This is a genomic window from Xenorhabdus doucetiae, assembly GCF_000968195.1.
Classification (GTDB): Bacteria; Pseudomonadota; Gammaproteobacteria; order Enterobacterales; family Enterobacteriaceae; genus Xenorhabdus; species Xenorhabdus doucetiae.
In genome coordinates this window covers 823,059-848,071 of the sequence record NZ_FO704550.1, presented here as the reverse complement: position 1 = coordinate 848,071, position 25,013 = coordinate 823,059, and the positions used below count along the sequence as shown (strand labels likewise).

21 protein-coding genes are annotated in these 25,013 nt (G+C 43.5%); 16 read left to right on the top strand and 5 right to left on the bottom strand.

All coding sequences use genetic code 11. From position 1 onward, the window contains the following. Nucleotides 1-299 precede the first annotated feature (299 nt). From cyoA to XDD1_RS04025, 6 genes are all read left to right on the top strand, one after another. Complete coding sequence (gene cyoA, locus XDD1_RS04050) at nucleotides 300-1,265, top strand: cytochrome o ubiquinol oxidase subunit II (protein WP_045968930.1); 966 nt, start codon at nucleotides 300-302, stop codon at nucleotides 1,263-1,265. Nucleotides 1,266-1,269: 4 nt separating this feature from the next. Beyond that, on the top strand, nucleotides 1,270-3,252 hold the full coding sequence (gene cyoB / locus XDD1_RS04045; protein WP_045968928.1) for a cytochrome o ubiquinol oxidase subunit I: 1,983 nt from the start codon (nucleotides 1,270-1,272) through the stop codon (nucleotides 3,250-3,252). Continuing rightward, a complete protein-coding gene (locus XDD1_RS04040; protein ID WP_045968926.1) occupies nucleotides 3,252-3,863 on the top strand; it encodes a cytochrome o ubiquinol oxidase subunit III in 612 nt (203 codons plus the stop codon). Before cyoB ends, XDD1_RS04040 begins: the two co-directional genes overlap by 1 nt. Continuing rightward, the gene (locus XDD1_RS04035) at nucleotides 3,863-4,195 is read left to right on the top strand and encodes a cytochrome o ubiquinol oxidase subunit IV (RefSeq protein WP_045968924.1); all 333 of its coding nucleotides are present in this window, start codon (nucleotides 3,863-3,865) and stop codon (nucleotides 4,193-4,195) included. The genes XDD1_RS04040 and XDD1_RS04035 overlap by 1 nt, the downstream gene beginning before the upstream one ends. Before the next feature lie 12 nt (nucleotides 4,196-4,207). Then, nucleotides 4,208-5,092, top strand: a complete 885-nt coding sequence (gene cyoE / locus XDD1_RS04030) for a heme o synthase (protein ID WP_045968922.1) — start codon at nucleotides 4,208-4,210, stop codon at nucleotides 5,090-5,092. A gap of 142 nt (nucleotides 5,093-5,234) precedes the next feature. Continuing rightward, a complete protein-coding gene (locus XDD1_RS04025; protein WP_045968920.1) occupies nucleotides 5,235-6,602 on the top strand; it encodes an MFS transporter in 1,368 nt (455 codons plus the stop codon). An 83-nt stretch (nucleotides 6,603-6,685) separates the two neighbouring features. Here XDD1_RS04025 and XDD1_RS04020 read toward each other — a convergent pair whose 3' ends face one another. Further along, nucleotides 6,686-7,177: a YajQ family cyclic di-GMP-binding protein gene (locus XDD1_RS04020; protein WP_045968918.1), complete on the bottom strand. Its 492-nt coding sequence runs from the start codon at nucleotides 7,175-7,177 to the stop codon at nucleotides 6,686-6,688. Between the two features lie 172 nt (nucleotides 7,178-7,349). Here XDD1_RS04020 and panE point away from each other — a divergent pair, with 172 nt between their 5' ends. Next, nucleotides 7,350-8,264, top strand: coding sequence for a 2-dehydropantoate 2-reductase (gene panE / locus XDD1_RS04015; protein ID WP_045968916.1), 915 nt, complete (start codon nucleotides 7,350-7,352; stop codon nucleotides 8,262-8,264). Nucleotides 8,265-8,357: 93 nt separating this feature from the next. Here panE and thiI read toward each other — a convergent pair whose 3' ends face one another. Next, nucleotides 8,358-9,806: a tRNA uracil 4-sulfurtransferase ThiI gene (thiI, locus tag XDD1_RS04010; protein WP_045968914.1), complete on the bottom strand. Its 1,449-nt coding sequence runs from the start codon at nucleotides 9,804-9,806 to the stop codon at nucleotides 8,358-8,360. Between the two features lie 242 nt (nucleotides 9,807-10,048). Between thiI and xseB the strand changes: the two genes are divergently transcribed. The 5 genes from xseB (at nucleotide 10,049) to XDD1_RS03990 (ending at nucleotide 14,754) form a co-directional block, all read left to right on the top strand. Then, nucleotides 10,049-10,306 carry an exodeoxyribonuclease VII small subunit gene (gene xseB / locus XDD1_RS04005; RefSeq protein ID WP_045968912.1) on the top strand — a complete coding sequence of 86 codons (258 nt, stop codon included), beginning with the start codon at nucleotides 10,049-10,051 and terminating at the stop codon, nucleotides 10,304-10,306. A 4-nt stretch (nucleotides 10,307-10,310) separates the two neighbouring features. Beyond that, nucleotides 10,311-11,243 carry a (2E,6E)-farnesyl diphosphate synthase gene (ispA, locus tag XDD1_RS04000; RefSeq protein WP_045973320.1) on the top strand — a complete coding sequence of 311 codons (933 nt, stop codon included), beginning with the start codon at nucleotides 10,311-10,313 and terminating at the stop codon, nucleotides 11,241-11,243. Between the two features lie 76 nt (nucleotides 11,244-11,319). Beyond that, on the top strand, nucleotides 11,320-13,185 hold the full coding sequence (dxs, locus tag XDD1_RS03995) for a 1-deoxy-D-xylulose-5-phosphate synthase (RefSeq protein WP_045968910.1): 1,866 nt from the start codon (nucleotides 11,320-11,322) through the stop codon (nucleotides 13,183-13,185). 13 nt (nucleotides 13,186-13,198) lie between these two features. Then, nucleotides 13,199-13,510 carry a 2OG-Fe dioxygenase family protein gene (locus XDD1_RS20300; RefSeq protein ID WP_331710070.1) on the top strand — a complete coding sequence of 104 codons (312 nt, stop codon included), beginning with the start codon at nucleotides 13,199-13,201 and terminating at the stop codon, nucleotides 13,508-13,510. 17 nt (nucleotides 13,511-13,527) lie between these two features. Further along, nucleotides 13,528-14,754, top strand: coding sequence for an MFS transporter (locus tag XDD1_RS03990; RefSeq protein ID WP_045968908.1), 1,227 nt, complete (start codon nucleotides 13,528-13,530; stop codon nucleotides 14,752-14,754). An 86-nt stretch (nucleotides 14,755-14,840) separates the two neighbouring features. Here the strand turns inward: XDD1_RS03990 and XDD1_RS03985 are convergent, their stop codons facing one another. Genes XDD1_RS03985 through XDD1_RS03975 form a run of 3 tightly spaced genes read right to left on the bottom strand, consistent with a single transcriptional unit; the run spans nucleotide 14,841 to nucleotide 19,521 of the window. Next, nucleotides 14,841-15,809: a hypothetical protein gene (locus XDD1_RS03985; RefSeq protein WP_045968906.1), complete on the bottom strand. Its 969-nt coding sequence runs from the start codon at nucleotides 15,807-15,809 to the stop codon at nucleotides 14,841-14,843. Between the two features lies 1 nt (nucleotide 15,810). Beyond that, nucleotides 15,811-16,812, bottom strand: a complete 1,002-nt coding sequence (locus XDD1_RS03980; RefSeq protein ID WP_045968904.1) for a hypothetical protein — start codon at nucleotides 16,810-16,812, stop codon at nucleotides 15,811-15,813. Beyond that, nucleotides 16,813-19,521, bottom strand: a complete 2,709-nt coding sequence (locus XDD1_RS03975; protein ID WP_045968902.1) for a toxin VasX — start codon at nucleotides 19,519-19,521, stop codon at nucleotides 16,813-16,815. 926 nt (nucleotides 19,522-20,447) lie between these two features. On the opposite strand from XDD1_RS03975, the gene XDD1_RS03970 reads away from it, so the two are divergent. The 4 genes from XDD1_RS03970 to XDD1_RS03955 all read left to right on the top strand — a co-directional run bounded on the left by XDD1_RS03970 (nucleotide 20,448) and on the right by XDD1_RS03955 (nucleotide 24,912). Beyond that, on the top strand, nucleotides 20,448-21,122 hold the full coding sequence (locus XDD1_RS03970) for a helix-turn-helix transcriptional regulator (RefSeq protein WP_045968900.1): 675 nt from the start codon (nucleotides 20,448-20,450) through the stop codon (nucleotides 21,120-21,122). 129 nt (nucleotides 21,123-21,251) lie between these two features. After that, nucleotides 21,252-22,253, top strand: a complete 1,002-nt coding sequence (locus XDD1_RS03965) for a LacI family DNA-binding transcriptional regulator (RefSeq protein ID WP_045968898.1) — start codon at nucleotides 21,252-21,254, stop codon at nucleotides 22,251-22,253. A 39-nt stretch (nucleotides 22,254-22,292) separates the two neighbouring features. After that, nucleotides 22,293-23,732, top strand: a complete 1,440-nt coding sequence (nhaC, locus tag XDD1_RS03960; RefSeq protein ID WP_045968896.1) for a Na+/H+ antiporter NhaC — start codon at nucleotides 22,293-22,295, stop codon at nucleotides 23,730-23,732. A gap of 1 nt (nucleotide 23,733) precedes the next feature. After that, a complete protein-coding gene (locus tag XDD1_RS03955) occupies nucleotides 23,734-24,912 on the top strand; it encodes a MalY/PatB family protein (protein WP_045968894.1) in 1,179 nt (392 codons plus the stop codon). Nucleotides 24,913-25,013: the final 101 nt, after the last annotated feature.

Sequence of the window (25,013 nt, the reverse complement as noted above, 5' to 3'; positions counted from 1 at the left end):
TAATAGTTATCCTATCGATAAAAAAGCGTATTTCAGGATTTCCCCTTTTATTTTTATTCTATTTTTTCTTTATAAAATAGAGACTTACATAAAATTAACTGTCTATTTTGATTTTTTGGCTAAGATAACCATCCGAAATTAACGTTTTGTTAAATTTAGAATCACATGTGATCCCTCTAGCATAAAAAGCCTACAAGCCAACCTGCTTCTATTACAATTGTTTACACCCCGGTAACCTTACCGTAGAATGCCCACACTGATGAAACGACAATAAAGCTTTTGTTATCTGGGGTCGCTCAATGAGACTTATGAAATACAAAAAAATTATTGGGTTATCGTCACTACTCACAGCCACTTTAATGTTAGGTGGTTGCGATATGGTATTGATGAATCCCAAAGGTGCGATCGGCGTCGAACAAAAAACGCTGATACTAACAGCGTTTGGCTTGATGCTGATCGTTGTTATTCCGGCTATTGTAATGGCAATCATTTTTGCCTTACGTTACCGGGAAGCCAATAAATCTGCAACTTATCGTCCAAACTGGGCACACTCAAATAAAATTGAGCTTGTCGTTTGGACAGTGCCTATCCTGATTATCATCACTTTGGCGACGATTACATGGAAAACGACGCATGAGCTCGATCCATATAAGCCATTGGACAGTGATGTGAAACCGGTGACGATTGAAGTGATTTCCCTTGACTGGAAATGGCTATTTATCTATCCGGAACAGGGTATCGCAACGGTAAACGAAATTGTATTCCCGAAAGATGTGCCAATTAATTTCAAAATCACCTCAGACTCTGTGATGAACTCTTTCTTCATCCCACAGTTGGGTGGTCAGATTTATGCAATGGCTGGTATGCAGACAAAACTGCACTTAATTGCTAACTCAGCGGGTAAATACGACGGGTTCTCAGCAAGTTACAGTGGTCATGGCTTCTCTGGCATGAAATTCACTGCAACAGCAACTGATGATCGCGCAGGTTTTGAAGCGTGGGTGCAGAAAGTTAAAGCCTCACCTAAAACCCTGGATACCGTGCAAGCATTCAATGCGTTGGCTAAACCTAGCCAAAACAACCCTGTTGAATACTTCTCAAGCGTGAAACCAAAACTGTTCCAAGAGACTATCGCCAAATTCATGGGTGACATGGGCCACGGCGGTATGCATGGCATGGCAAGTCATGGCAAAACAGAACATGGTGAAGCTGCGGGTCATAATATGAATATGAGTCAGCCGGCTCATTCAGGTGTTGAGGAATAAAAGCATGTGGGGAAAATTAACACTGGATGCTGTCCCATTGCATGAACCCATTATTGTGGTGACATTGCTTGGGATCTTGCTTGGGGGACTGGTCGTTGTCGGTTCCTTGACTTATTTCCGTAAATGGAAATGGCTCTGGAGTGAATGGTTAACCAGCGTTGACCATAAAAAAATTGGTGTCATGTACATCGTCGTTGCCATGGTGATGATGCTCCGTGGTTTCGCTGACGCCATCATGATGCGTGGACAGCAAGCCCTGGCTTCCGCGGGTGAAGCCGGTTTCCTGCCCCCGCACCATTATGATCAGATCTTCACCGCTCACGGCGTTATCATGATCTTCTTTATGGCGATGCCTTTCGTTGTCGGCCTGATGAACATTGTTGTTCCTCTGCAAATCGGCGCACGCGACGTTGCATTCCCATTCCTGAACTCTCTGAGCTTCTGGCTATTTGTTGTCGGCGTCGCGCTGATCAACATCTCTCTGGGGGTGGGTGAGTTTGCACAAACGGGTTGGTTGGCTTATCCGCCGCTATCCGGTCTGGAATATAACCCCGGCGTTGGGGTCGATTACTGGATATGGAGTCTTCAGCTCTCCGGTGTCGGTACCTTGCTGACAGGGGTTAACTTCTTCGTAACCATCCTGCGCATGCGTGCGCCAGGCATGTCCATGATGAAACTCCCTGTCTTCACTTGGGCTTCACTGTGCACCAACGTACTTATTATTGCTGCGTTCCCAATCCTGACGGTAACCATCGCGTTGCTCACTCTGGATCGTTATCTGGGCACCCATTTCTTTACCAACGATATGGGCGGCAACATGATGATGTACATCAACCTGATTTGGGCTTGGGGCCATCCTGAAGTTTACATTCTGGTGCTGCCTGTCTTTGGTATCTTCTCCGAAGTCACGGCAACCTTCTCGAAAAAACGCCTGTTTGGTTATACCTCACTGGTGTGGGCGACAATCGTGATTACCATCCTGTCGTTCATTGTCTGGTTGCACCACTTCTTTACCATGGGTTCCGGCGCGAACGTCAACGCCTTCTTTGGTATCGCCACGATGATTATCTCCATCCCAACCGGGGTTAAGATCTTCAACTGGCTGTTCACCATGTACCGTGGCCGTATCGAATTCAAAACCCCAATGCTGTGGACGGTTGGCTTCCTGGTTACCTTCTCCATTGGTGGTATGACAGGGGTTCTGCTGGCAGTCCCGGGTGCCAACTTCGTTCTGCATAACAGTCTGTTCCTGATCGCTCACTTCCATAACGTGATCATCGGCGGTGTGGTATTCGGCTGCTTCGCAGGTACAACTTACTGGTTCCCGAAAGCATTTGGCTTCACGCTGAATGAAAAATGGGGCGTCCGTGCATTCTGGTTCTGGATCACCGGTTTCTTCGTTGCCTTTATGCCACTGTACGCATTGGGCTTCATGGGAATGACCCGTCGCCTGAGCCAAGATATCAACCCAGAATTCCACCCACTGCTGGTTGTTGCCGCAGGCGGCGTTGTCTTAATCGCCTTAGGTATTCTGTGTCAGATTATCCAGTTTTACGTCAGTATCCGCGACCGTGACCAAAACCGCGACCTGACTGGCGATCCGTGGGGTGCCCGTACTCTCGAATGGTCAACTTCATCTCCACCGCCGTTCTATAACTTTGCCGAAGTTCCACACATCCAGACTCGTGATGCATGGTGGGATATGAAAGAAAAAGGCACTGAATATAAGCGCCCTGCTAAATATGAAGAAATTCATATGCCTAAAAACACAGGTGCAGGCGTGATCATCAGCGCATTTTGTCTGACATTAGGCTTTGCTTTGATCTGGCATATCTGGTGGATGGCTATCGCAAGTTTCGCAGGTATCGTCATCAGCTGCATCGTGAAAAGTTTTGACGAAGACGTTGATTACTACGTCCCTGTCGCTGAGGTCGAAAAAGTTGAGAATCAGCGTTACGAAGAACTGAGAAAGGCAGGTGTGAAATAATGTCGACTCAAACCCTTAACAACACAGCCGCCCATGACGCTCATGGGCACCACGATACAGGGGCTAACAAAGTCTTTGGCTTCTGGATCTACTTGATGAGTGACTTGGTTCTGTTTGCAAGTCTGTTCGCGACCTATGCAGTGCTGGTTAATGGCACTGCCGGTGGCCCATCTGGTAAAGATATTTTTGAACTGGATTTTGTTCTGGTCGAAACCTTCCTGCTGTTGTTCAGTAGTATTACCTATGGTTTCGCCATGCTGAACATGAACAAAGGTAAAGCCGGTCAGGTTAACCTGTGGCTGTTCATTACCTTCTTGTTTGGCCTTGGCTTCGTTTCAATGGAAGTTTACGAGTTCCATAAACTGATCACTGAAGGCTATGGCCCTGACCGCAGCGCATTCCTGTCTTCCTTCTTTGCACTGGTTGCCACTCACGGTCTGCACGTCACCTTCGGCCTGATTTGGATCATCACGTTGATGGTTCAGGTTTCACGCCGTGGTCTGACTGACGTGAACCGTACGCGTCTGAACTGCCTGAGCCTGTTCTGGCACTTCCTTGACGTCGTATGGATCTGTGTATTTACTATCGTTTATCTGATGGGAGCGATGTAATGAGTCATCCAAATACTTCTCATTCCGGCGCCAGCCACGGTAGTTTCAAAACCTATATGATTGGTTTTGTACTGTCAGTTATCCTGACCGTGATCCCATTCTGGATGGTGATGGAAGGTACAGCTTCACACAGCACAATTTTGGTGACAGTCGTTGCCATGGCTGTTATTCAGGTTTTTGTTCATTTCATCTACTTCCTGCATATGAATACATCATCTGAAGAGCGTTGGAATCTCCTTGCCTTACTATTCACATTACTGGTCATCGCTATCGTTGTTGTTGGCTCCCTGTGGATCATGTACAACCTGAACATCAATATGATGGTTGATTAAGGGTTGATTTGAATGATTAAGCAATACCTGCAAGTGACCAAACCAGGAATTATTTTCGGAAATCTAATTTCTGCGATTGGTGGTTTTCTACTCGCTTCCAGGGGCGTGATAGATTACCCCTTGTTCTTTGCAACGATGGTCGGGGTATCGCTGGTGGTAGCATCAGGTTGTGTATTCAACAACTATATCGACCGCGATATTGACCGTATCATGGAAAGAACAAAAGAAAGGGTCCTTGTGAAAGGGCTTATCGATCCGAAAATCAGCCTGATTTACGCCTCAGTGTTAGGTATTGCTGGCATCGTGCTGCTCTATGTAGCAGCCAATGCCTTAGCAATGCAGTTAGCTCTCATTGGGTTCATCATTTATGTTGGGGTGTATAGCCTCTACATGAAAAGAAAATCTGTTTATGGCACGCTGGTTGGTAGCTTGTCAGGCGCAGCTCCTCCCGTGATCGGTTACTGTGCAGTAGCGGGACATTTTGACACAGGCGCGTTGATCTTGTTGTTGATCTTCAGCTTGTGGCAGATGCCCCATTCTTACGCCATTGCTATTTTTCGGTTCAAAGATTATCAAGCGGCCAATATTCCAGTATTACCCGTGATTAAAGGTATTTCCGTCGCGAAAAACCATATCACTCTGTATATTCTGGCCTTTATGATTGCCACCTTGATGCTGGCCATCAGTGGTTATGCCGGTTATAAATACCTTATCGTCGCTACCGCAGTGAGTATCTGGTGGCTGGGTATGGCATTATCAGGTTATAAAACCTCCAATGACCGTATTTGGGCCCGTAAGCTATTTCTGTTTTCTATCGTCGCTATTATGTCATTAAGCGTCATGATGTCTGTAGATTCAGCAGCATCGCCAGAAAACCTCCTGACTTACGTCTGGTAATCTTTAGATGGCAGGGTAAACCCTGCCATCTTTTTCCTTTCCTTTATCTCTATTCAATGACAACTTATTCGGTTGCAAACGCTGCTTTTCCGTTTGCCTCTCACTTAATTGAAATGTCATATCAGATTTTTTTGAGGTATCCGTGAACGATAATAAAATGACTCCGCTTGAACTCCGGGCGACATGGGGCTTAGGTTCTGTTTTCTCTCTGCGCATGTTAGGCATGTTCATGGTTCTGCCTGTTCTGACGACCTATGGCTTAGAATTACGTGATGCGACAGAAGCGCTTATCGGCATTGCCATCGGTATTTACGGCTTAACACAGGCCATATTCCAGATCCCCTTCGGGCTGCTTTCAGACAAAATTGGCAGAAAGCCTTTAATCATCGGCGGGCTGCTCATTTTTGTATTAGGCAGTCTTATTGCCGCCTTAAGTGACTCTATTTGGGGGATTATTATTGGCCGCGCCCTGCAAGGCACAGGCGCCATATCCGCCGCTATCATGGCATTACTGTCAGATCTGACCCGTGAGCAGAATCGAACAAAAGCCATGGCATTTATCGGCATTAGCTTCGGTATCACCTTCGCTTTTGCGATTGTTGTCGGCCCGATTATCACCCACCAAATCGGTTTAAATGGCCTGTTTGGCGCCATTGCACTCCTTGCCGGTTGCGGTATTTTTATCACACTGTTTGCTGTGCCGAGTACACATAAACATTTGCTCAATCGCGAATCAGGTATCGCACGCGGCAGCCTCAAACGGGTGCTTTCAGATCCTCAACTCATAAAACTCAATTTTGGTATTCTCTGCCTGCATACCTTATTGATGTCGAGCTTTGTTGCCCTTCCCCTGATTATGGAAAAAGTGGGCTTTCCTCCACAACAACACTGGAAAGTGTATTTAATTACCACCCTGATCTCTTTTGTCGCTGTTCTGCCTTTCATTATTTATGCAGAAGTAAAACGTCGCATGAAGCAGGTATTTTTACTGTGTATCGCGCTGCTATTTATTGCGGAAATTGTTTTGTGGTCTCAGGGTTCACATCTTTGGGGGATCTTTGCCGGCATCCAAATTTTCTTCCTTGCGTTTAATATTATGGAGGCCATTTTGCCTTCACTGATCAGCAAAGAAGCACCGGCGGGTTATAAAGGCACTGCGATGGGCGTTTACTCCACCAGCCAATTCCTTGGCGTTGCTTTGGGAGGCAGCCTTGGGGGAATGCTTTATGAATGGCAAGGCGCATCCTTCGTCTTTATGGGAGGCATCGCGCTGACGACATTCTGGTTTATTGTCAGTCTGACATTACGGCAACCGCCCTATGTCAGCAGTATTAGGATCATTTTGCCGGAGCAACTGAGCACTCCTGAGATTTTAGCGAAAAAGCTATTGGCGCAAGCCGGGGTAAAAGATGTTGTTATTGCACCCGAAGAGTTCAGTGCCTATATCAAAGTCGATACCAAACTGACCAATCGCGAGCAGTTAGAACAGCTTGTCTTATCCCATAAATAGCCCGCGCTATTTGTCACAAGTACGGTTGTCACAAGTACGGTGTTGGCAAACACCGTACTATTATTGAGATTAAGTTATCGATATTAATCGCGGAAATTCGTAAACTGGAAAGGCTGCCCCAATTCTGCGCCGCGAATCAATGCAATAACCCCTTGCAAATCATCGCGCGCCTTGCCAGTTACCCGCACTTGCTCACCCTGAATCTGGGCTTGTACTTTCAGCTTGCTGTCTTTAATCAGCTTCACAATTTTTTTCGCTAATGGCGTCTCAATACCTTGCAGCAAAGTCGCTTCTACACTGTAGGTTTTGCCGCTATGAACCATATTTTCAGAAACATTGAGTACTGCACCATCAATTCCACGTTTAGCAAATTTTTCACGCAGAATATCGACCAGTTGGTTCACCTGAAAATCAGATTCACTGGCAATTTTGATCGATTCATTCTTTTCATTTAATTCAAAACTTGCGTTGACGTTGCGGAAATCCCAACGGCTGCTTAACTCCCGCTGCGCGTTTTCTACTGCATTACGCACTTCCGGCATCTCAACTTCAGAAACAATATCGAATGATGGCATTGCCCGTCACCTCCTGCTAATCAATAAATCGGCATGATAACCGCTTTCTATTATTGGCAAAAGCTCTATACTCGGGAAGCGCAATGATCTTTTCGAAATTATCCTATTTCGGGATCAATTAGCGTTAATGACGATCGAGGTTTCCCATGAAAGCGTCCCTCAAGGAAGAAATATGAAAATAACTGTTCTTGGCTGTGGCGCGATAGGTAAACTGTGGCTTGCCGCCCTATCCCAAAAAAATCATCATGTTCAGGGATGGTTAAGAGTTCCACAGCCTGTTATTTCCGTCCAAATCGAAAACTTTAATGGTCTGGTTTTTAAGCAACAATTTCCTGCCAATGACGAAAAACACCTTGCTGAAAGCAAATTACTCCTCGTGTGTTTAAAAGCATGGCAAGTTTCTGATGCGGTTAATCATATTGCTGACAAACTTTCCCCTAATTGCCCAATCCTGTTATTGCATAATGGAATGGGAACCCAAGAAGAGTTCGCGCCGTTGCCCAACCCGATTTTACTGGGTGTGACCACCCATGGTGCCTATCGAAAAAACGACATTGTGCACTATAAGTCACAAGGCATGACTCACATTGGTGCCATCACCACCAATGCCAACAAATTCAGCAACCTGGCCGATGTTTTACACTGCGCCCTGCCCGATGTCGCCTGGCACAATGAAATACAGGCTGTCAGTTGGATGAAACTTGCCGTTAACTGTGTCATTAACCCACTCACCGTTATCTATGACTGTAAAAACGGTGAATTACGGCATCATCATGCACAAATTCAGGCACTCTGTGATGAAATTTATCAAGTGATGAAGCATGACAATATCCATACCACCCAACAAACGCTGGTTGATTATGTTATGAACGTCATTGAGCAAACTGCTGAAAATTACTCATCCATGCTGCAAGATATACGGGCACAGCGGCATACAGAAATAGACTACATCACTGGCTTTTTAATGCGTCGGGCCCGTGTTCATGGTTTGCCAATCACAGAAAATATCAATGTTTATCATTACATTAAGCGCAAGGAGGAAGAATATAAGCCCCTCAGTCCTTATTTGCCTCGCTCACGGCAGTGAAGACATTGAGGCCATCACGACGATAGAGGGACACAGGCTGCCTGCCGGATCGGTTCCGTAAGCAGCCCTATGCTTTATGACAAATTAGACAAATTAAGGCCGATACACCTTCACGTTATCGAAGCCTTGTTCACGCAGATAAAGTGCCTGTAAACGGCTCATCACACCACGTTCACAATACAGCAGATAGGTTTTTTCTTTCGGCAGATCGCCAAACTGAGTGCTCAGTTTATAGAAAGGCAATGACTGAATTTCAATACCTTCTATGTTTAACGGACGATCATCCTGTTCATCGGGGGAACGGATATCCAGCAACACATCATTAGAAGAAAGTGCCGATACCATTTCCACTTCTACCACTTGCTCACTGGTTTGCTCGGCAATCTGGCGAATATCCAGATTCTGGGCTTCACGCACGACCCGCTCTAAAATCTCAAAGTCAAAATGGTTTTCTTCTGCTTCAATTTTGGCTTTAACCGCTTTCACGGTCGGGCTTTTTGATATCACACCACAAAATTCTGGCATCGTGCGGGCAAAATCTTCGGTGCCAATCTCACGCGCCAGCTTAATAATGTGTTCTTTATCATGAGAAATCAGGGGACGGAGGATCAGCGTATCGGAGGCATTATCGATCAACCTTAAGTTAGTCAAAGTCTGGCTGGATACCTGCCCCAAGGCTTCCCCGGTGACGATCGCCTGCACCCCGTAGCGCTCTGCAATTTGAGACGCTGCCCTGACCATCATTCTTTTCAGCACAACCCCCATCTGGCCGTCATCCACTTTTTCCAGAATTTCAGCAACAACTGGTTCAAAATCGACCGCAACGAAGCGAACTTTATGCGAACTGCCAAACCGGTTCCACAAATAATGGGCAACCTGTTTAACGCCAATCTCATGGGCGGAACCACCAAGATTAAAGAAACAGTAGTGCACGCGGCAGCCACGACGCATCAACATATAACTGGAAACACCGGAATCAAAGCCACCGGAGATCAATGACAGCACATCTTCCTGCGTACCGATAGGAAAACCGCCAATTCCTTCATGACGGGCTTTCACCAGGATCAGCGTGTCCTGATCAATTTCCAGATTCACCGTCACATCAGGCTTGGTCAGTTTCACTTTGGCTGATTCGATATGCTGGTTCAGTCCACCACCGACATAACGCTCAACTTCATTAGAGGTAAAGCTGTGTTTACCACGGCGTTTTGCGCGCACACAAAATGTTTTACCGTGCAGTAAATGGCCATAGGTTTCGTAGGTTTGCTCAAAGATATGATGTAGATCACGAAAATCCCGCTCTTCTACTTGCAGGATATGGTGAATACCGGGAATACGTGTCAGTGCGTCACAAATTTCGGCATCGAGGTTATCATTCTTGACCCGAACTTCGATATTATCCCAATGACGAACAACAGCAATGCCTTCGCCAAATGTTTTCAACACATTGCGGATATTGCTGGCAAGAATTTTAATAAAACGCAACCGGACGGTCTGGCTCTTGATCGTAATTTCTGGGAATAATTTAATGATAAACTTCATAGTAAGATATAGTAGTCATTCAATGTTGAACTATCACAAACAATATCAATGATTGTTCTTAAATGTTCAGTTGGATAGGGCGCAGAGTATAACATCATCTCGCTATATCACCCGTAAAAAATCACCTGTAAAAAAACAGCGGTAACGCATGATTTATTTTTCTTGGTGTAGTAGGGTACTGGGCAAGTCTGTAACGAACTTGCTTTGCTGTAATTCGTTAAATAACCATAAGTTAAGTCATTATGTCTAAAGCAAATCAAACATCAGCAACTGAACAAATGTCGACATTCGAGACCTCTCTCAAAGAGCTGGAAGAAATTGTGATTCGGCTGGAATCCGGAGAACTCCCTTTAGAAGATGCGTTGAATGAATTTGAACGTGGTATTCAACTTGCAAGACAGGGGCAGAAAACGCTGCAACAGGCGGAACAACGAGTGCAAATTTTATTGAATCATGATGCACAATCGCCACTTGATGAATTTTCTTCCGATGCTGAGTAAATTTATGTCCGAACAATATAAGACGCCTTTGGAAGCGCAATCTTTTGCAGAAAGATTACTCTCTTGTCAGCAACATATTAATGACAAGCTGCTGGCAACATTTTCTGCATTGCCTTTTTTAAACAGCCCATTAGGCACAACCATGCAGTATGGTGCGGTACTGGGTGGAAAGCGGCTGCGCCCATTTTTAGTTTACAGCGTGGGGGAAATGTTTGGCCTTCCCAAACAGAGTCTTGATGCCGCCGCCCTCGCAGTAGAATGCATCCATGCCTATTCATTGATCCATGATGATTTACCTGCAATGGATAACGACGATTTACGTCGCGGGCAGCCTACCTGCCATATCAAATTTGGTGAAAGTCAGGCTATTTTAGCCGGTGATGCCTTACAATCACTGGCCTTTGAAATTCTGGCAAAACAGGACATGCCCGATGTTGCCCTATCCGATCGCCTTGCCATGATCGCTGAATTGGCAAGCGCCAGCGGGTTTGCCGGCATGTGTGGTGGGCAATCATTGGATTTGGAAGCCGAAGGCAAACAGATCGATCTTGCCTCGCTGGAACAGATCCACCGGCATAAAACCGGGGCATTAATACGTTCAGCCGTCCGGTTGGGCGCTTACAGTGCCGGGCAACGTGGCCGTGAAGTATTGCCTTTGCTGGAGCAATACGCCCAAGCCATTGGTCTGGCATTCCAGGTACATGATGATATTCTGGATGTCATTGGCAATACGGAAGTTATTGGAAAACGTCAGGGCAATGATCAGCAACTCGGCAAAAATACCTACCCGGCTTTATTAGGGTTGGAACAAGCCCAGAAAAAAGCCCAGGAGCTGTATGAAGAAGCGCTTGCCGCCCTGACAGAACTGGAAAAATTGTCATATAACACCGCAATCTTAAAAAAACTGGCTGGTTTTATCATTGAGAGAAACAGCTAAAAAAGTCGGTCACATTAATTCCCGAATTCACCCTCAACCAATTTCTAACGGGTATAGCATTTTATACAGGCATAGCATGAGCATTGATATAGCGAAATATCCAACATTGGCATTGGCGGAAACTCCAGAAGAGCTTCGCCTGCTACCCAAAGACACCTTGCCAAAGTTATGCGATGAACTGCGTCAATTTTTGCTTAACAGTGTCAGCCGCTCCAGTGGTCACTTTGCTTCCGGCCTTGGCGCTATCGAATTAACCGTCGCACTCCATTATGTTTATAAAACGCCCTTTGATAATTTAGTCTGGGATGTGGGTCATCAGGCCTACCCCCACAAAATTTTGACTGGACGTCGTGATCGCATTAATACCATTCGCCAAAAAAATGGCCTTCATCCCTTCCCTTGGCGGGAAGAAAGTGAATACGACACTTTATGTGTCGGTCACTCATCCACCTCCATCAGTGCGGGCTTAGGGATGGCGATTGCTGCCAAACACGAAGGCAAAGGCCGCAAGACCGTATGTGTCATCGGGGATGGCGCCATTACCGCGGGCATGGCGTTTGAAGCCATGAACCATGCCGGAGCTATCGACCCCGACATGTTGGTGATCCTCAATGACAATGAAATGTCTATCTCTGAAAACGTCGGCGCATTGAATAACCATCTGGCACAAATTCTGTCAGGCAAGCTGTACACAACGTTGCGTGAAGGCGGCAAAAAAGTGTTTTCCAACCTGCCTCCGATCAAAGAGTTATTGAAAAAAACGGAAGAGCACCTGAAAGGCATGGTTGTTCCCGGAACGCTGTTCGAAGAGCTTGGCTTCAACTATATCGGGCCGGTTGATGGTCATGACGTACTGGCACTGACCCAGACATTGAAAAATATGCGTGAACTGAAAGGGCCACAATTCCTGCATATCATGACGAAAAAAGGCCGGGGTTATGCGCCAGCGGAAAAAGATCCCATCAGTTGGCATGCCGTCCCCAAATTTGATCCCGCGACCGGTTCCCTGCCAAAAAGTGCAGAGACCCGCCCGACCTTCTCCAAGATCTTCGGTGACTGGCTGTGTGAACAAGCCGCGCATGATAAGAAATTGATGGCGATCACCCCAGCCATGCGCGAAGGTTCCGGCATGGTGCGTTTCTCCCGCGAGTACCCTGAGCAATACTTTGATGTTGCGATTGCCGAACAACACTCGGTCACGTTTGCCGCAGGTTTGGCCATTGGCGGTTACAAGCCTGTCGTCGCCATTTACTCCACCTTCCTGCAACGCGCTTATGATCAGGTGATCCACGATGTCGCCATCCAAAACCTGCCGGTCTTGTTTGCCATCGACCGTGGCGGCATCGTCGGTGCAGATGGCCAAACCCATCAAGGGGCATTCGATCTCTCCTTCCTGCGCTGTATCCCGAATATGGTCATTATGGCACCCAGCGATGAAAACGAATGCCGCCAGATGCTGCATACCGGATATCATTACCAGGCAGGCCCGACGGCTGTCCGTTATCCTCGTGGAACAGGCACCGGCGCTGAACTTCAACCGCTGGAAACACTCCCCATCGGCAAGGGCGTGATCCGCCGTTTGGGAGAACGCATTGCAATCCTTAACTTTGGCACATTCTTATCTTACGCGCTGCAAGCAGCGGAAGCCCTGAATGCAACTGTGGTGGATATGCGTTTTGTCAAGCCACTGGACAAAGAACTTGTGCTGGAAATGGCAGCCAGCCACGATCTATTGGTGACGTTGGAAGAAAATGCCATCATGGGCGGTGCCGGCAGTGGGGTTAACGAATTGCTGATGCAGGAAAAGTTATCCATTCCCGTATTGAATTTGGGTTTACCCGATTACTTTATCCCGCAAGGAACACAACAAGAGCTTTATGCTGATCTCGGACTCGATGCAGCGGGTATTCAACATCATATCGAAAAATATCTGGCTAAATAATTTTTAATCATGGATGAATGTTTCATTAAACATTCATCTATTTTTCTATTTCAAATATATTCATTGTATTGCAACACGCTTTTATTATTTCTCCGCATCGCGGGGAGATAATAAGCAACTTTCATTTTACGATCTGCAACTTGAAGTTTATCGGGTAGAACTCCTAATTATAATGTTACATACCGCAATGGAACACTTTCTTGAAACACTCACAATAAATGATAAACAACTTTATCATCGAGCAAGCAATGTTCGGCAAATATCTCCTACAAACGCGGCATTTCGGGATCTATTGCTGGTCACTTTCCGGCAACTTCCGCAATAACCAGTGAGCTAATCATAATGTCAAATCAGGAAAATAGTTTGAATTTGCGTTGGTCCAGCCTTAATGGCTTACTGATCGTCAGTGCCCGATTCGTCTCTGATTTTGGCGCGTTCCTGAATATGGTGGCACTCTCCACCTACGTTTATCTGCTCAGTAACAGCGTCATGCACGTCAGTCTATTTCTCGCCTGCCGTGTTGCCGGTGGTATCATCGCCAGCTTGATCGGAACGCCGTTTTTCAGACGATTTGCGGGAAGATGGCCGCTGGTCTTTTTTGATCTGGTGCGGGTTATTTTGCTGTCCCTACTATTGCTGATCCCCACATCGCAGCAACTGCTGATCTTACCGATAATCGCCTTCGGTATTGGTTTAGGCAATTCAATGTTTGCTATCGGGCTAAACAGCCAATTACCCTATTGGGTACACGCCTCACAACGCATATCAACCAACTCCTGGCTCACCTCCGTTGCGGCCACGGGGGCAGTATTCGGCAGTCTGGTATCGGGATTGCTGGTCGCAAGCAGCGGTTATGAAACAGTATTTACCGTCAATATCATGACTTACCTGCTGGCAGCGATCCTGATTATGCCCCTGCGTTTCCTCTCTTTGCCTGAGCAAAAAACATCAAGAGAACTTGGTAACGAATGGCGTGAATTGCGCCACGGCCTGCGCGGTGCCCCCATGCTGGCGGGCATGTTATTTCTCAGCCTGGCCGACACACTGGGCAGTGCCGCCCATAACGTCGGTTTTCCCATCATTTCGAAACTCCTTACTCCTGATAATGCCAGTACTACCATGGGATTACTGCTGGCGACATGGGCAATAGGGAAATTCAGCGGTGCACGATTGGCGAGCTACTTGCTACGCAGCCGCAATCTGTTAAAGATGGAAAAACTGTTCTTTGTCGGCGTCGCTCTGATGTCAACCGGATTTATCCTCACATTCCAACAAAGCAGCGTATTCTGGTTACTGCTGTTTGCCGTCTGGGCAGGAATCGGGGATGGGATCGCAGAAGTCAGCCTGATATCGCGGGCACAAAGCGAACCGGAAAGTTTACGTCTGCCGATTTTCAGTTTGCTGACGCTATTGCAAATGACAGGCTTTGGGATAGGAATGCTGCTGGTCGCTCCCTTTTACGTCTGGCTGCCGCCTTCCATCGTAATCCTGATATTCCACGGCTTGCCGTTAACGGTATTAGTGCTGGTTTTATTGTGGGTACGGCGTTTAACCACAAACAATATGTAATTTTTGGTAATTGAATAATCAGCACCGAGATCATTATCATATTCTTCGGTGCTATTTTTTCTGGAATAGAAATATCACTGACTCTATTAATATTTTTCTCCAACGATATACTCAGGGTCAGTCGCCCTTTTCGGTACCCCAAGCCGGTCCAATTCAGCTAAAATAGCTGTAATCTGAGTTTCCCAATCGGTAGGTTTTGGATTTTTACATAGTGGAAATATGGGTGACTGGCGCTTAAAATCCACTGAACTGACAGACTCTTTTCCTTGTATCAGATATTTTGCAACAAAAGCCAATAAATATTTTTTGCTTATTATATCGTCGATCAGATTAGGGATACGAGGCTCAAAATCATAAATCATCAATTGGTTATTTTTGTCGAATCCATAAACCCTTAAATACAAAACATCATATAGATTAATCACATCGACTTGAGAATAACGTGCAACATACATTTTCCCCCTGCGCCAGGTATAAAACAGTTGCTTTTCCCGATCAATAACAAGCGGGGAAATTTTAAGCAGTAAAGATAATACCCATAAGTGGATTAAAATCATTGTAATAGAAAACAGGAAAAAACCACCATCCAGTAACAACGCTTTTCGAACACTCGATTTACTGTAAAAACCACTATCCGTATAACGAATATGAAAATATTGGGAAAAAGAAATGCTCTCGGCATCAGCAATATACTCATAAGCTTTATTATAAACTGGCAATTTAGGATTGAGGTAAAAATCCTCCCCATATCTGTCTTTAATAAGACTGACAATTTCTAAATAAGATTTTTCATTAGCTTTCCATGATGGAATATAATCATCAATAAAAAAACAAAAACCTAATACAAAACCCGCTAAAGAGGCAAGTAAAATTTTCACACGATAATTATTCTCTCCATATTTTATCTCACATTTTTTATCATCAATAAAATCAATAAAATCAATAAAACCCTCTGCTTTTATTTGCCCTTTATCCAGCATGCCGATATCTTCATCCAAAAGAGGATCACACACTGTTGACATTCGTGCTAATTTAATTCCGTTATCCTTAGCCATATCAATATTTCTCTCCAACGATATATTCAGGGTCAGTCGCCCTTTTCGGTGGGCCAAGCCGGTCCAATTCAGCTAAAATAGCTGTAACCTGAGTTTCCCAATCTGTTGGTTTTGAATTTTTACGTGAAAAAAATATTGATGAATGACGTTTAAAATCCACTGAACTGACAGACTCTTTTCCCTGTATCAGATATTTTGCAACAAAAGCCAATAAATATTTTTTACTTATTATATCGTCGATCAGATTAGGGATACGAGGCTCAAAATCATAAATCATCAATTGGTTATTTTTATCGAATCCATAAACCCTTAAATACAAAACATCATATAGATTAATCACATCGACTTGAGAATAACGTGCAACATACATTTTCCCCCTGCGCCAGGTATAAAACAGTTGCTTTTCCCGATCAATAACAAGCGGGGAGATTTTAAGAAGTAAAGATAATACCCATAAGTGGATTAAAATCATTGTAATAGAAAATAGGAAAAAACCACCATCCAGTAACAAATCTTTTCGAACACTTGATTTACTGTAAAAACCACTATCCGTATAACGAATATGAAAATACTGGGGAAAAGAAATGCTCTCGGCATCAGCAATATACTCATAAATTTTATCATCATCTGGCAATTTAGGATTGAGATAGAAATCCTCCCCATATTCATCTTTAATATCGTTAACAGCTCTTAAATAAAATTTTTCATTAGCATTCCATGATGTAATATAATCATCAATAAAAAAACAAAAACCTAATACAAAACCCGCTAAAGAGGCAAGTAAAATTTTCACACGATAATTACTGCTGCCATATTTTATCTCACATTTTTTATCATCAATAAAATCAACAAAACCCTCTGCTTTTATTTGCCCTTTATCCAGCATACCAATATCTTCATCCAGAAAGGGATCGCACACGGTTGATAGCCGGCTAATTCTGATATTATTATTTACTTTACCCTCAGGCTTTTTGGTCAGCCATTTTTTTATTGATTTTATCATTTAACGCACCTTCTCATCAGAATATCCATAAATCGCATTTTCTATTGTAGGCTCTTTTCCCCATTGATAACGCAGGGGGGAAATTGCATCTTCTTTTGGCATATAGTACCAATCAATTGTGATATATTCAGCATACTCTTTTTCTATTTCCAGTGTTAAAGTAAGCGTGCCATTTTCATCAATGGGATTTTCATGTTTATAAATGATTTCAGAGAGAGCTTGTTTCATTAATTCATCAAACCGCTGCTTAGCTTTAGCGTAATAACGGTCATTGACATAAATTGTGTGATCACTTCTGGAAGTAACCGTAGATGATGGTGCAACATGATAAATTAACTCTGATCTTTCCCATTGGAAATTCGGCAACATAAAATGATAAGCCATCATTCCTTTTTGATTACTCTCTTTTTTTAATATTGGTCTGGTGAAAAAATTTAAAAACTCCTGATATTCCACCTTAAATGCGTTAATGATTTCATTATCCATTTTACGAATTTTTTCAAATTGGTGTGTTATTTCTTCATATCGTTCAAATCCCATCTCCAAAAATGAATATTTATCACCACTTCCCCAAAAACAATTCATTAATAAATATTCAAATTGACTTTTGCCAAACAAAACCACATAAAAAGTGCCTGCTAACATACCGAGAATTCCCACCCATACCATACCAGTAAAAAATGTTCCTGCTCCTGCTGCTCCAGCACCTGTACCCAAAAGTGATGGTCCCAAAAATCCAGCAGTTAACATTAACGTACCGGTACCAATAGCAACATGTGCATATGCTTCCTTATGGCTGCCTAAAGCGCTGGCATGATAAGCATCATAGTAAGAAAGCGCCCCGCTTAAAATTCCGGTTACCCCAATCGTCCCCTTTGCCAGCAGTTTTATCTGAGCACTATTTAATAATGTAAGTCGGCGGGAAGCAGCACCTAATAGTGCTTCTGCCGCAGGATGATTCATCCTTCTCGCCAATGCTTCTGCTTTTGCAAGCCCTTTCCCGATAAGCTCAGAAGAATTTCGTACCGCTACTGCCATACCAAGTACCGTATTCAGGTAGGAAAAAGCTAAATACACAATTTTTCGATTCGCTTTCAATGGATTATTTCTATCAAAACCCGATTGTGATAATAAAGTATAGAAGGTATAACTTTTCATCAACAGATCAAATCCAGTTAGACTACAATCCAGCGCAATACTGATCGGTTTATCCAGATGTTGCATAAATTTAACATTGAATGTTGGACTGTTAATTTTAATGGTCGGTATTTTTAGTTTTAAATCGCCCGTATAATTTTTCACCCTATTTGCCCAATTAAATACCGCCGTCCCGCCTTTCTTTTGAAAATTCACCTTGGCTTTTTTTCTCAATATTTTCGACTTCCCGATAAGCCCTTGTTGTTTATATTTCTCAAGATCATTGATCAGTTTTGTTACTTCTTTTTCTGTCAATAAAACAGATCCTTTATATTCTTCTACGCCTAAAGCACCAAAAACTTTGTCAGTAAAAGTCTGGGTTACCTTTTCAATACTTTTTGCATATAAACTCACAGAGCCTTGAGCCATTTTCTCCGCTCCCCAGGCAAGAAACATTCCTATAACTTCACCTGTTGCACCGAATATTTTATCTATTCCTTTTGTTACAAAGTTTGTCATCAATAGTTTGTTAGCACCATCATGCCCTAGCGTATTGACGATGCCATTGTTAATGACATCCCATGAACTACTCTCATCTAATGCAAGCTTACCGCCAATAATCTGTTCTAATATCGACGTTCCCTCTGGGGTTTTCTGTAACGGTTGCATTAACTCTGCGGCAAGATCGCAGTATATTTCAAATTCCTGACCATCTTCTTCTGTCAGATCACTTTTTTTATCACCCAACGAAAAAAAATACTTGAAATAATGTGACAACCCTCCTAATTTACCGGCAACACTTGGACTTTCAAAAAATTCTTTGTATATTTCAAGAATTTTTTCTTGTCTTTTTTTTACATCCACAATCGGATCGGTAAGTTTAGGCCACCAGATTTTCCAATTCTCCTGATGAATATGTTCGTTAAAAGATTTTTTAATACTCTCATCCTTTGATGCAGCAATTATCTCAACAAAGCTTCCTATCGTCAGTGGATAAATATTTGTCGCAGAATAACTTAGCTGCCAAAGATTAAGTAACTCATATGCCATTAAAATATCACGCTGATATCCCACAGGATCATGCAATACCACAATCTTCGCTTTATCTTTGTAATAAGGACAGATAAGGCTGTCTATATAACGCATTTCCATATCTGCATCCATGAAAAAACTGCCTTCAGTCGTCATATCTCCCAAATCAGCAGATTGTAAGGTCGGATCGGATAATTTATTTTTGTACGCCTGAAATTGTTTTTCAGGATCTTTGAAATCTTCCACTAATCCGTCGAAATGTTCTTGTCTGGCATCAATGGCATAATCTGATGCTTCACTCTCTAAATCCACAAATTGCATCGCACTCTCGCGGAAGTTTTTATCGTTATCCATCTTATTCAGGACAGACTTAGCCAGCTTAACTTCACTGTAAACGATACTGATTTTGGTCACATCTTTATCAATTGCCAGAAAAGGATAGCCTAACCCCGCTGTACCGCTGGCAGGATGGATTTCTTTTGCCAGTTGCCTCAAGTAGTCAAGTTCCCATTGATAATAATACTCAAACGGATTCACCATTCACTCCTTTTCCCTTAAAGCAAAGCGATACGCCGCGCGCAATCTCCCTGCTTGCTCAAATACGATTAAATATGCAACCACACTCTTTACAAGAGAGTAGAATGTTAATTTAAGATAAAGCCTATTTCAGGCACAGCCATATTTAAAATAAAAAGGTTTTATATAGAATAAAATGACCTGTCATTATTTATTAATTAAAAAATCAAATAGTAATCATTGGCGAAAATATGTCAAACAAAAATCGACCAATAGGACAGGAGCTTCCCGACAATCATTTCATGATAACATTCAGATACTGATTAAACTGGAACAATAAGCCAAATTAGAAATAAAATTTAAAATATTAGTATATAAAATCGAGGAAAATTAACTTAACGCAATAAGTTGACAATAATCCATATAAAAAAGAGAAGTTGATCACATTACGTTAAATCCCATGAGAAATCAAAACCCATACATAAAAACAATGTTATCAACATATAATTAATAACATTGAATTAGTCACTCGTATTAATTTATAACGTTACAAGTAGTTTCTTACACAAAAATCACCTTAATTCACCAAAAACACTTAAAAATATACTCTTCCAGAAAATATTGAGCCTTGACTGATACGACTTGAATTTAGGCAAACCTGTGGATAGAAAACAACAGAATGAGTCACAGCTATAGCGCCATGTTTACTTATTCGGGACTAAACAAGATCAAAAAGCGTTACATAAATCACATTTTCACACTTCATGAAACCGATTACATGAATAGCAAACACTTCTCACATTTCATTTGAAATAAATTCGTTATCCTGTTTGTAACAACCGACTCAAACCGGAGCATAGCTTGCTATGTGACTGGGATGTATTGAGGGGTGATTGAAGCCAATAAAACGGCAACTTGAAAAATAACGGGTATATTATTGAAGGTTATATATGAGTCAAGTCACTCCTCAGTTAACCAATATGTGGGATAAAAGCCATGAGTCATGGTTTGTCAAAGATAAGCAACTCCGCTTTATCTATGCAAATAAGGTGTTTATTAACTTAAATAATTTACCTGAACGCTTTGATGTTACCGGATATACCGAAAAAGAGTTAAATACACCCTTTGAGCATCTTGTTCCTCTGTTTGAAGAACATGATCGGAAGGTCTTACAATCCATGCAGCGCATATCCTCTGTCGGTGCTTATTTTCAACATCATGATAAACAACTCAAGCCTTATTTCTGTGAAAAGTTTCCATTAATGGATGAAAATAGTCAATGTATCGGAATCATTGGTCACGCCAAAGAAATGACTCATTTTTCAGTCCATTATTATATTAAAAATGATATTTCCACTGCTATTAATCTTAACCCGCCTAATAATATCTTGACAGAGAAGGAATGGCTGATCATTTTTTTATTCTGCCGTGGCGTCAGAAATAAAGATATTGCTCATGAATTGAAAATATCATGTCGTACCTTAGAAAGGTATTTTAAAACTCTCTATGAAAAATTATCTATCAATTCAATTCTTGAGTTAAAAGCACTTTGTGAAAAAAAGAATTATGATCTCTATATTCCACCCCAATATTTAAACTCGATAAACCATGCTTTATTATATTAAGGATAATACCCATGCCCTACATCCTCTGTCGCGTAATCAAGAAGGTGATTTCATCCTTCATGAGTACCTGAATAAATTGGGATATGATCCTATTTCACATTTATCTAACATAACTGCTGAGGAGAAAGCATGGCCACGATGAAAGATGTCGCACATCGAGCCGGAGTGTCTGCCGCCACGGTTAGCCGTGTCATTAATAATACCGCTTATGTCGAGCCAGGCACCCGCGAGCGGGTAGAAAAAGCCATGCGTGAGTTCAATTACCACCGTAATTCCGCTGCACTGGCCTTGGCGAAAAGATGCGGAAATATGTTGGGCTTACTGACCGGTAATTTGGCTGATCCTTTTTTCTCCCTGTTGGCTCGTGGAGTTGAAAAAGTTGCCCGGCAAAAAGAAGCTAAGCTCATGGTTTGTAGTGGCGGGCATCAAGCTGAACTTGAGAAATCTGCTTTGGATTTTTTAATCAACCAAGGATGTGAAGCAATAGTCGCCCATGTCAGCAGAATGAGCGATACAGATGTATTACGTTATGCGGCCCACACGCCAGGATTAGTGATTATCAATCGTTATTTCCCTGCCATCGCTAACCGCTGTGTCTGGTTAGATAATGTCACTGCCTCTCAGATTGCTACCCATTATCTTCTGCAAAATGGTCACCGAAGAATTGCTTGTGTCACAGCAAATCTACCGATCGATGATCGAAAGCTGCGTCTGGAAGGCTATTATGCTGCAATGGCGAATGCGGGCATTACCGTTCCTGATGATTGGATTATTAGCGTTCCATTTAACGAAGAAGGTGGGGAACAGGCAGCAGAAAAACTGTTAGCGAGCGGCATCAACGTCACTGCGGCAGTAACATTCAATGATGTTATGGCGGCGGGTATGATGCGATCCCTGCATCAGCGGAAAATCAACTTACCCGAACAACTGTCAATCGTTGGATTTGATGATATTGTCACAGCCCAATATCTCTATCCTCCCTTAACGACCATGCACAACCCCGTCGAACAAATGGCGCAACGGGCAGCTAATCTCGCATTGCAACTCAACGCCAAACAAGAATTGCCTCCACAAATGAATATGTTCTCAGCGGAACTCGTCATCCGGGATTCCGTTTTTTCGATAAGATAACTGTTGTTTCAACAACCTAACTGAAACTGGATTTTTCATATGGATGATAAGAAAAAACTCAATTTAGGACTCGCTATACTACCGATTGCCGCCATGCTTCTGCTGCTTATTATTGGCTATGGTCAACTGAGCCTGCGCATCGAATCTTTATTGCTTGTATCAGCAACCCTGGCCGCGGTTCTGGCCTATTGGCAAGGCTATCGCTGGAATGACATTATTGATGCCATCGTGGCAAAGCTCGCCAAGGCAATGCCCGTGATCATGATATTGATTTGCGTCGGCGGCTTAATTGGCACCTGGATGTTCAGCGGAACCATACCTTACATGGTTTACTGGGGGTTAACGCTGATTAGCCCGCAATACATCCTGATTGCAGCCTTCTTTATTACGAGCCTGATTTCAGTTTGCACTGGCACATCATGGGGAGCAGCCGGAACCGTCGGTGTCGCCCTGATGGGTGTCGCCGCTGGTCTTGATGTGTCTTTGGCAGCGGCGGCGGGCGCGGTTGTTTCAGGTGCGTATTTCGGTGATAAAATTTCACCGTTATCTGACTCAACTAATTTCGCTGCCATCGTTGCCGATACCGATCTTTACGGCCATATCCAACACTTAATGTACACCACTATTCCGAGCTTTGTTTTAGCCGCCATTGTTTATCTTATTGCGGGTCAGACAAGTTTAACGGATAACGTGGCAACTCCCGAAAAAATTACAGAGATCCTGCAATCTCTTGATAACCTGTATCACTTCAATGTATTGCTGATTTTACCGCCGATACTGGTTTTGTGGGGAGCGGTGACAAAACGCCCTGTCATTCCCGTCATGCTGGCTGCCTGTACTTTAGCGATTGCCATCGGCGTAGGCCTTCAGGGATTCACGCTGAAACAGGGTCTTAATGCCTTAATTGATGGTTTCGATCTCGCCATGTTCTCTGAACAGGGACACAACATCAGCGGGATCGTTAGCGATGTTCCCCGCCTGCTCAATCGCGGTGGCATGTTCTCAATGATGAGTACGATATTGCTGGTATTCTGTGCATTCGCGTTTGCCGGCACATTAACACTCACGGGTGCCTTAACCATCATTATTAACAAGCTCCTGCAAGCTGTTCGCACAACCGGACAACTCATCGCTGCTACCCTATCCACAACCATTCTGCTAACCGGCGCAACCTGTGATGGAAAGCTGGCTCTTCTCATTCCAGCCGAACTGTTCAAAGACGCTTATCACCGGATGGGATTGGACAACAAAAATCTATCACGCACCATAGAAGATGGCTGTACGGTCATCGAACCGCTGATCCCTTGGACTTCTGCCGGCATTTATATGGCGACGACATTGGGTGTCAGTACGCTTGATTTACTGCCTTGGGCAATCCAGTGTTATGCTGCGGCCTTTTTGGCGCTTATTTATGGCTTTACTGGTTTCGGTATTGCCAGGGCCACATCGGGAAACTCCCTAAGAAATAAGGAAATTTAACGTGGAATCACCTGATTTTAACCAGATAATCGATCGCCACAATACGGGTTCCATTAAGTGGGATTTTTTAGATCATTATCTGCAATTAAATACCACTGAGCTGCTGCCACTGTGGGTATCTGATTACGATTTTCAATGCCCAGAAGCGGTTCAGCAAGCCCTATCCTCCCGAATTGATCACGGTATTTTCGGTTACAGTGAACGCGATGATCGCTACTATCAAGCCGCAATCGACTGGTTTGCAAGACGCCATCAACTGACCTTGCACAGAGAGTGGTTCACATCGATCGAAGGTGTCGTACCCGGATTGGCTTTATTGATACAAATGCTGAGTAAACCAGGAGAAGGCGTCATTGTACAGGGGCCTTATTACGCTTCATTTGCCAAAATTATTACGATGAACGGCAGAACGATGATTGAAAACCCGCTGCTTGAAGGCGCGGAAGGTTATAAAATTGACTATGTTCATCTCGAACAGATATTGGCGCAACACAGACCCCCTTTGCTATTGTTGTGTAATCCCCATAATCCTACTGGCCGCTGTTGGGATCGTGACGAACTGCACCAGCTATTGATGCTCTGCGAACGATACGGTACGACGATCATTTCCGATGAAATTTGGGCTGATTTAATTTTACCTTGGGGAAAATTCACCTCAATATTGCATCTTGGGTGTGAATGGCACAGTCATGTGATTGCGGCGACCTCAGCAAGCAAAACATTCGGGCTTGCATCGCTGCGTATAGCAAATTTTCTCATTCCAGATCCCACTCTCCGGCACGCCTTTCATGATCGGTTGAACGCTCATGGATTAGATGTCTTCAATTCATTGTCTATGACTGCGGCTACCGCCGCTTATCAATATGGGGATGCGTGGTTTGATAAGCTACAAGATTATCTGGCGGAAAATCGTTGTTGGTTCGAAAAGGCTTTAGCCTCTTCCGTTCCTTGGTGTCGAATGACCCAAGCGGAAGGAACTTATCTGGCCTGGCTGGATTGCCGCGATTTAGGTTTGGATGACAACACCTTGCAAGAAGCATTAATACAAAAAGCTAAAATAGCCGTTTCAATGGGATACAGTTTTGGCAATAAAGGAAAAGGATTTATTCGAATAAACTTAGGTTGCCCCCGTCAATACCTTGAAAAAACCATTACGGGTTTAGCTCAGTTAACACCATAAGATTAATATCATAAAATAAACAGGTTTTCGAGAAACCTGCCTTGTTTTAATTTTATGATCATACCTGAAACTTTTTTTGTAAAGTTTCAGGTAATTAGTTC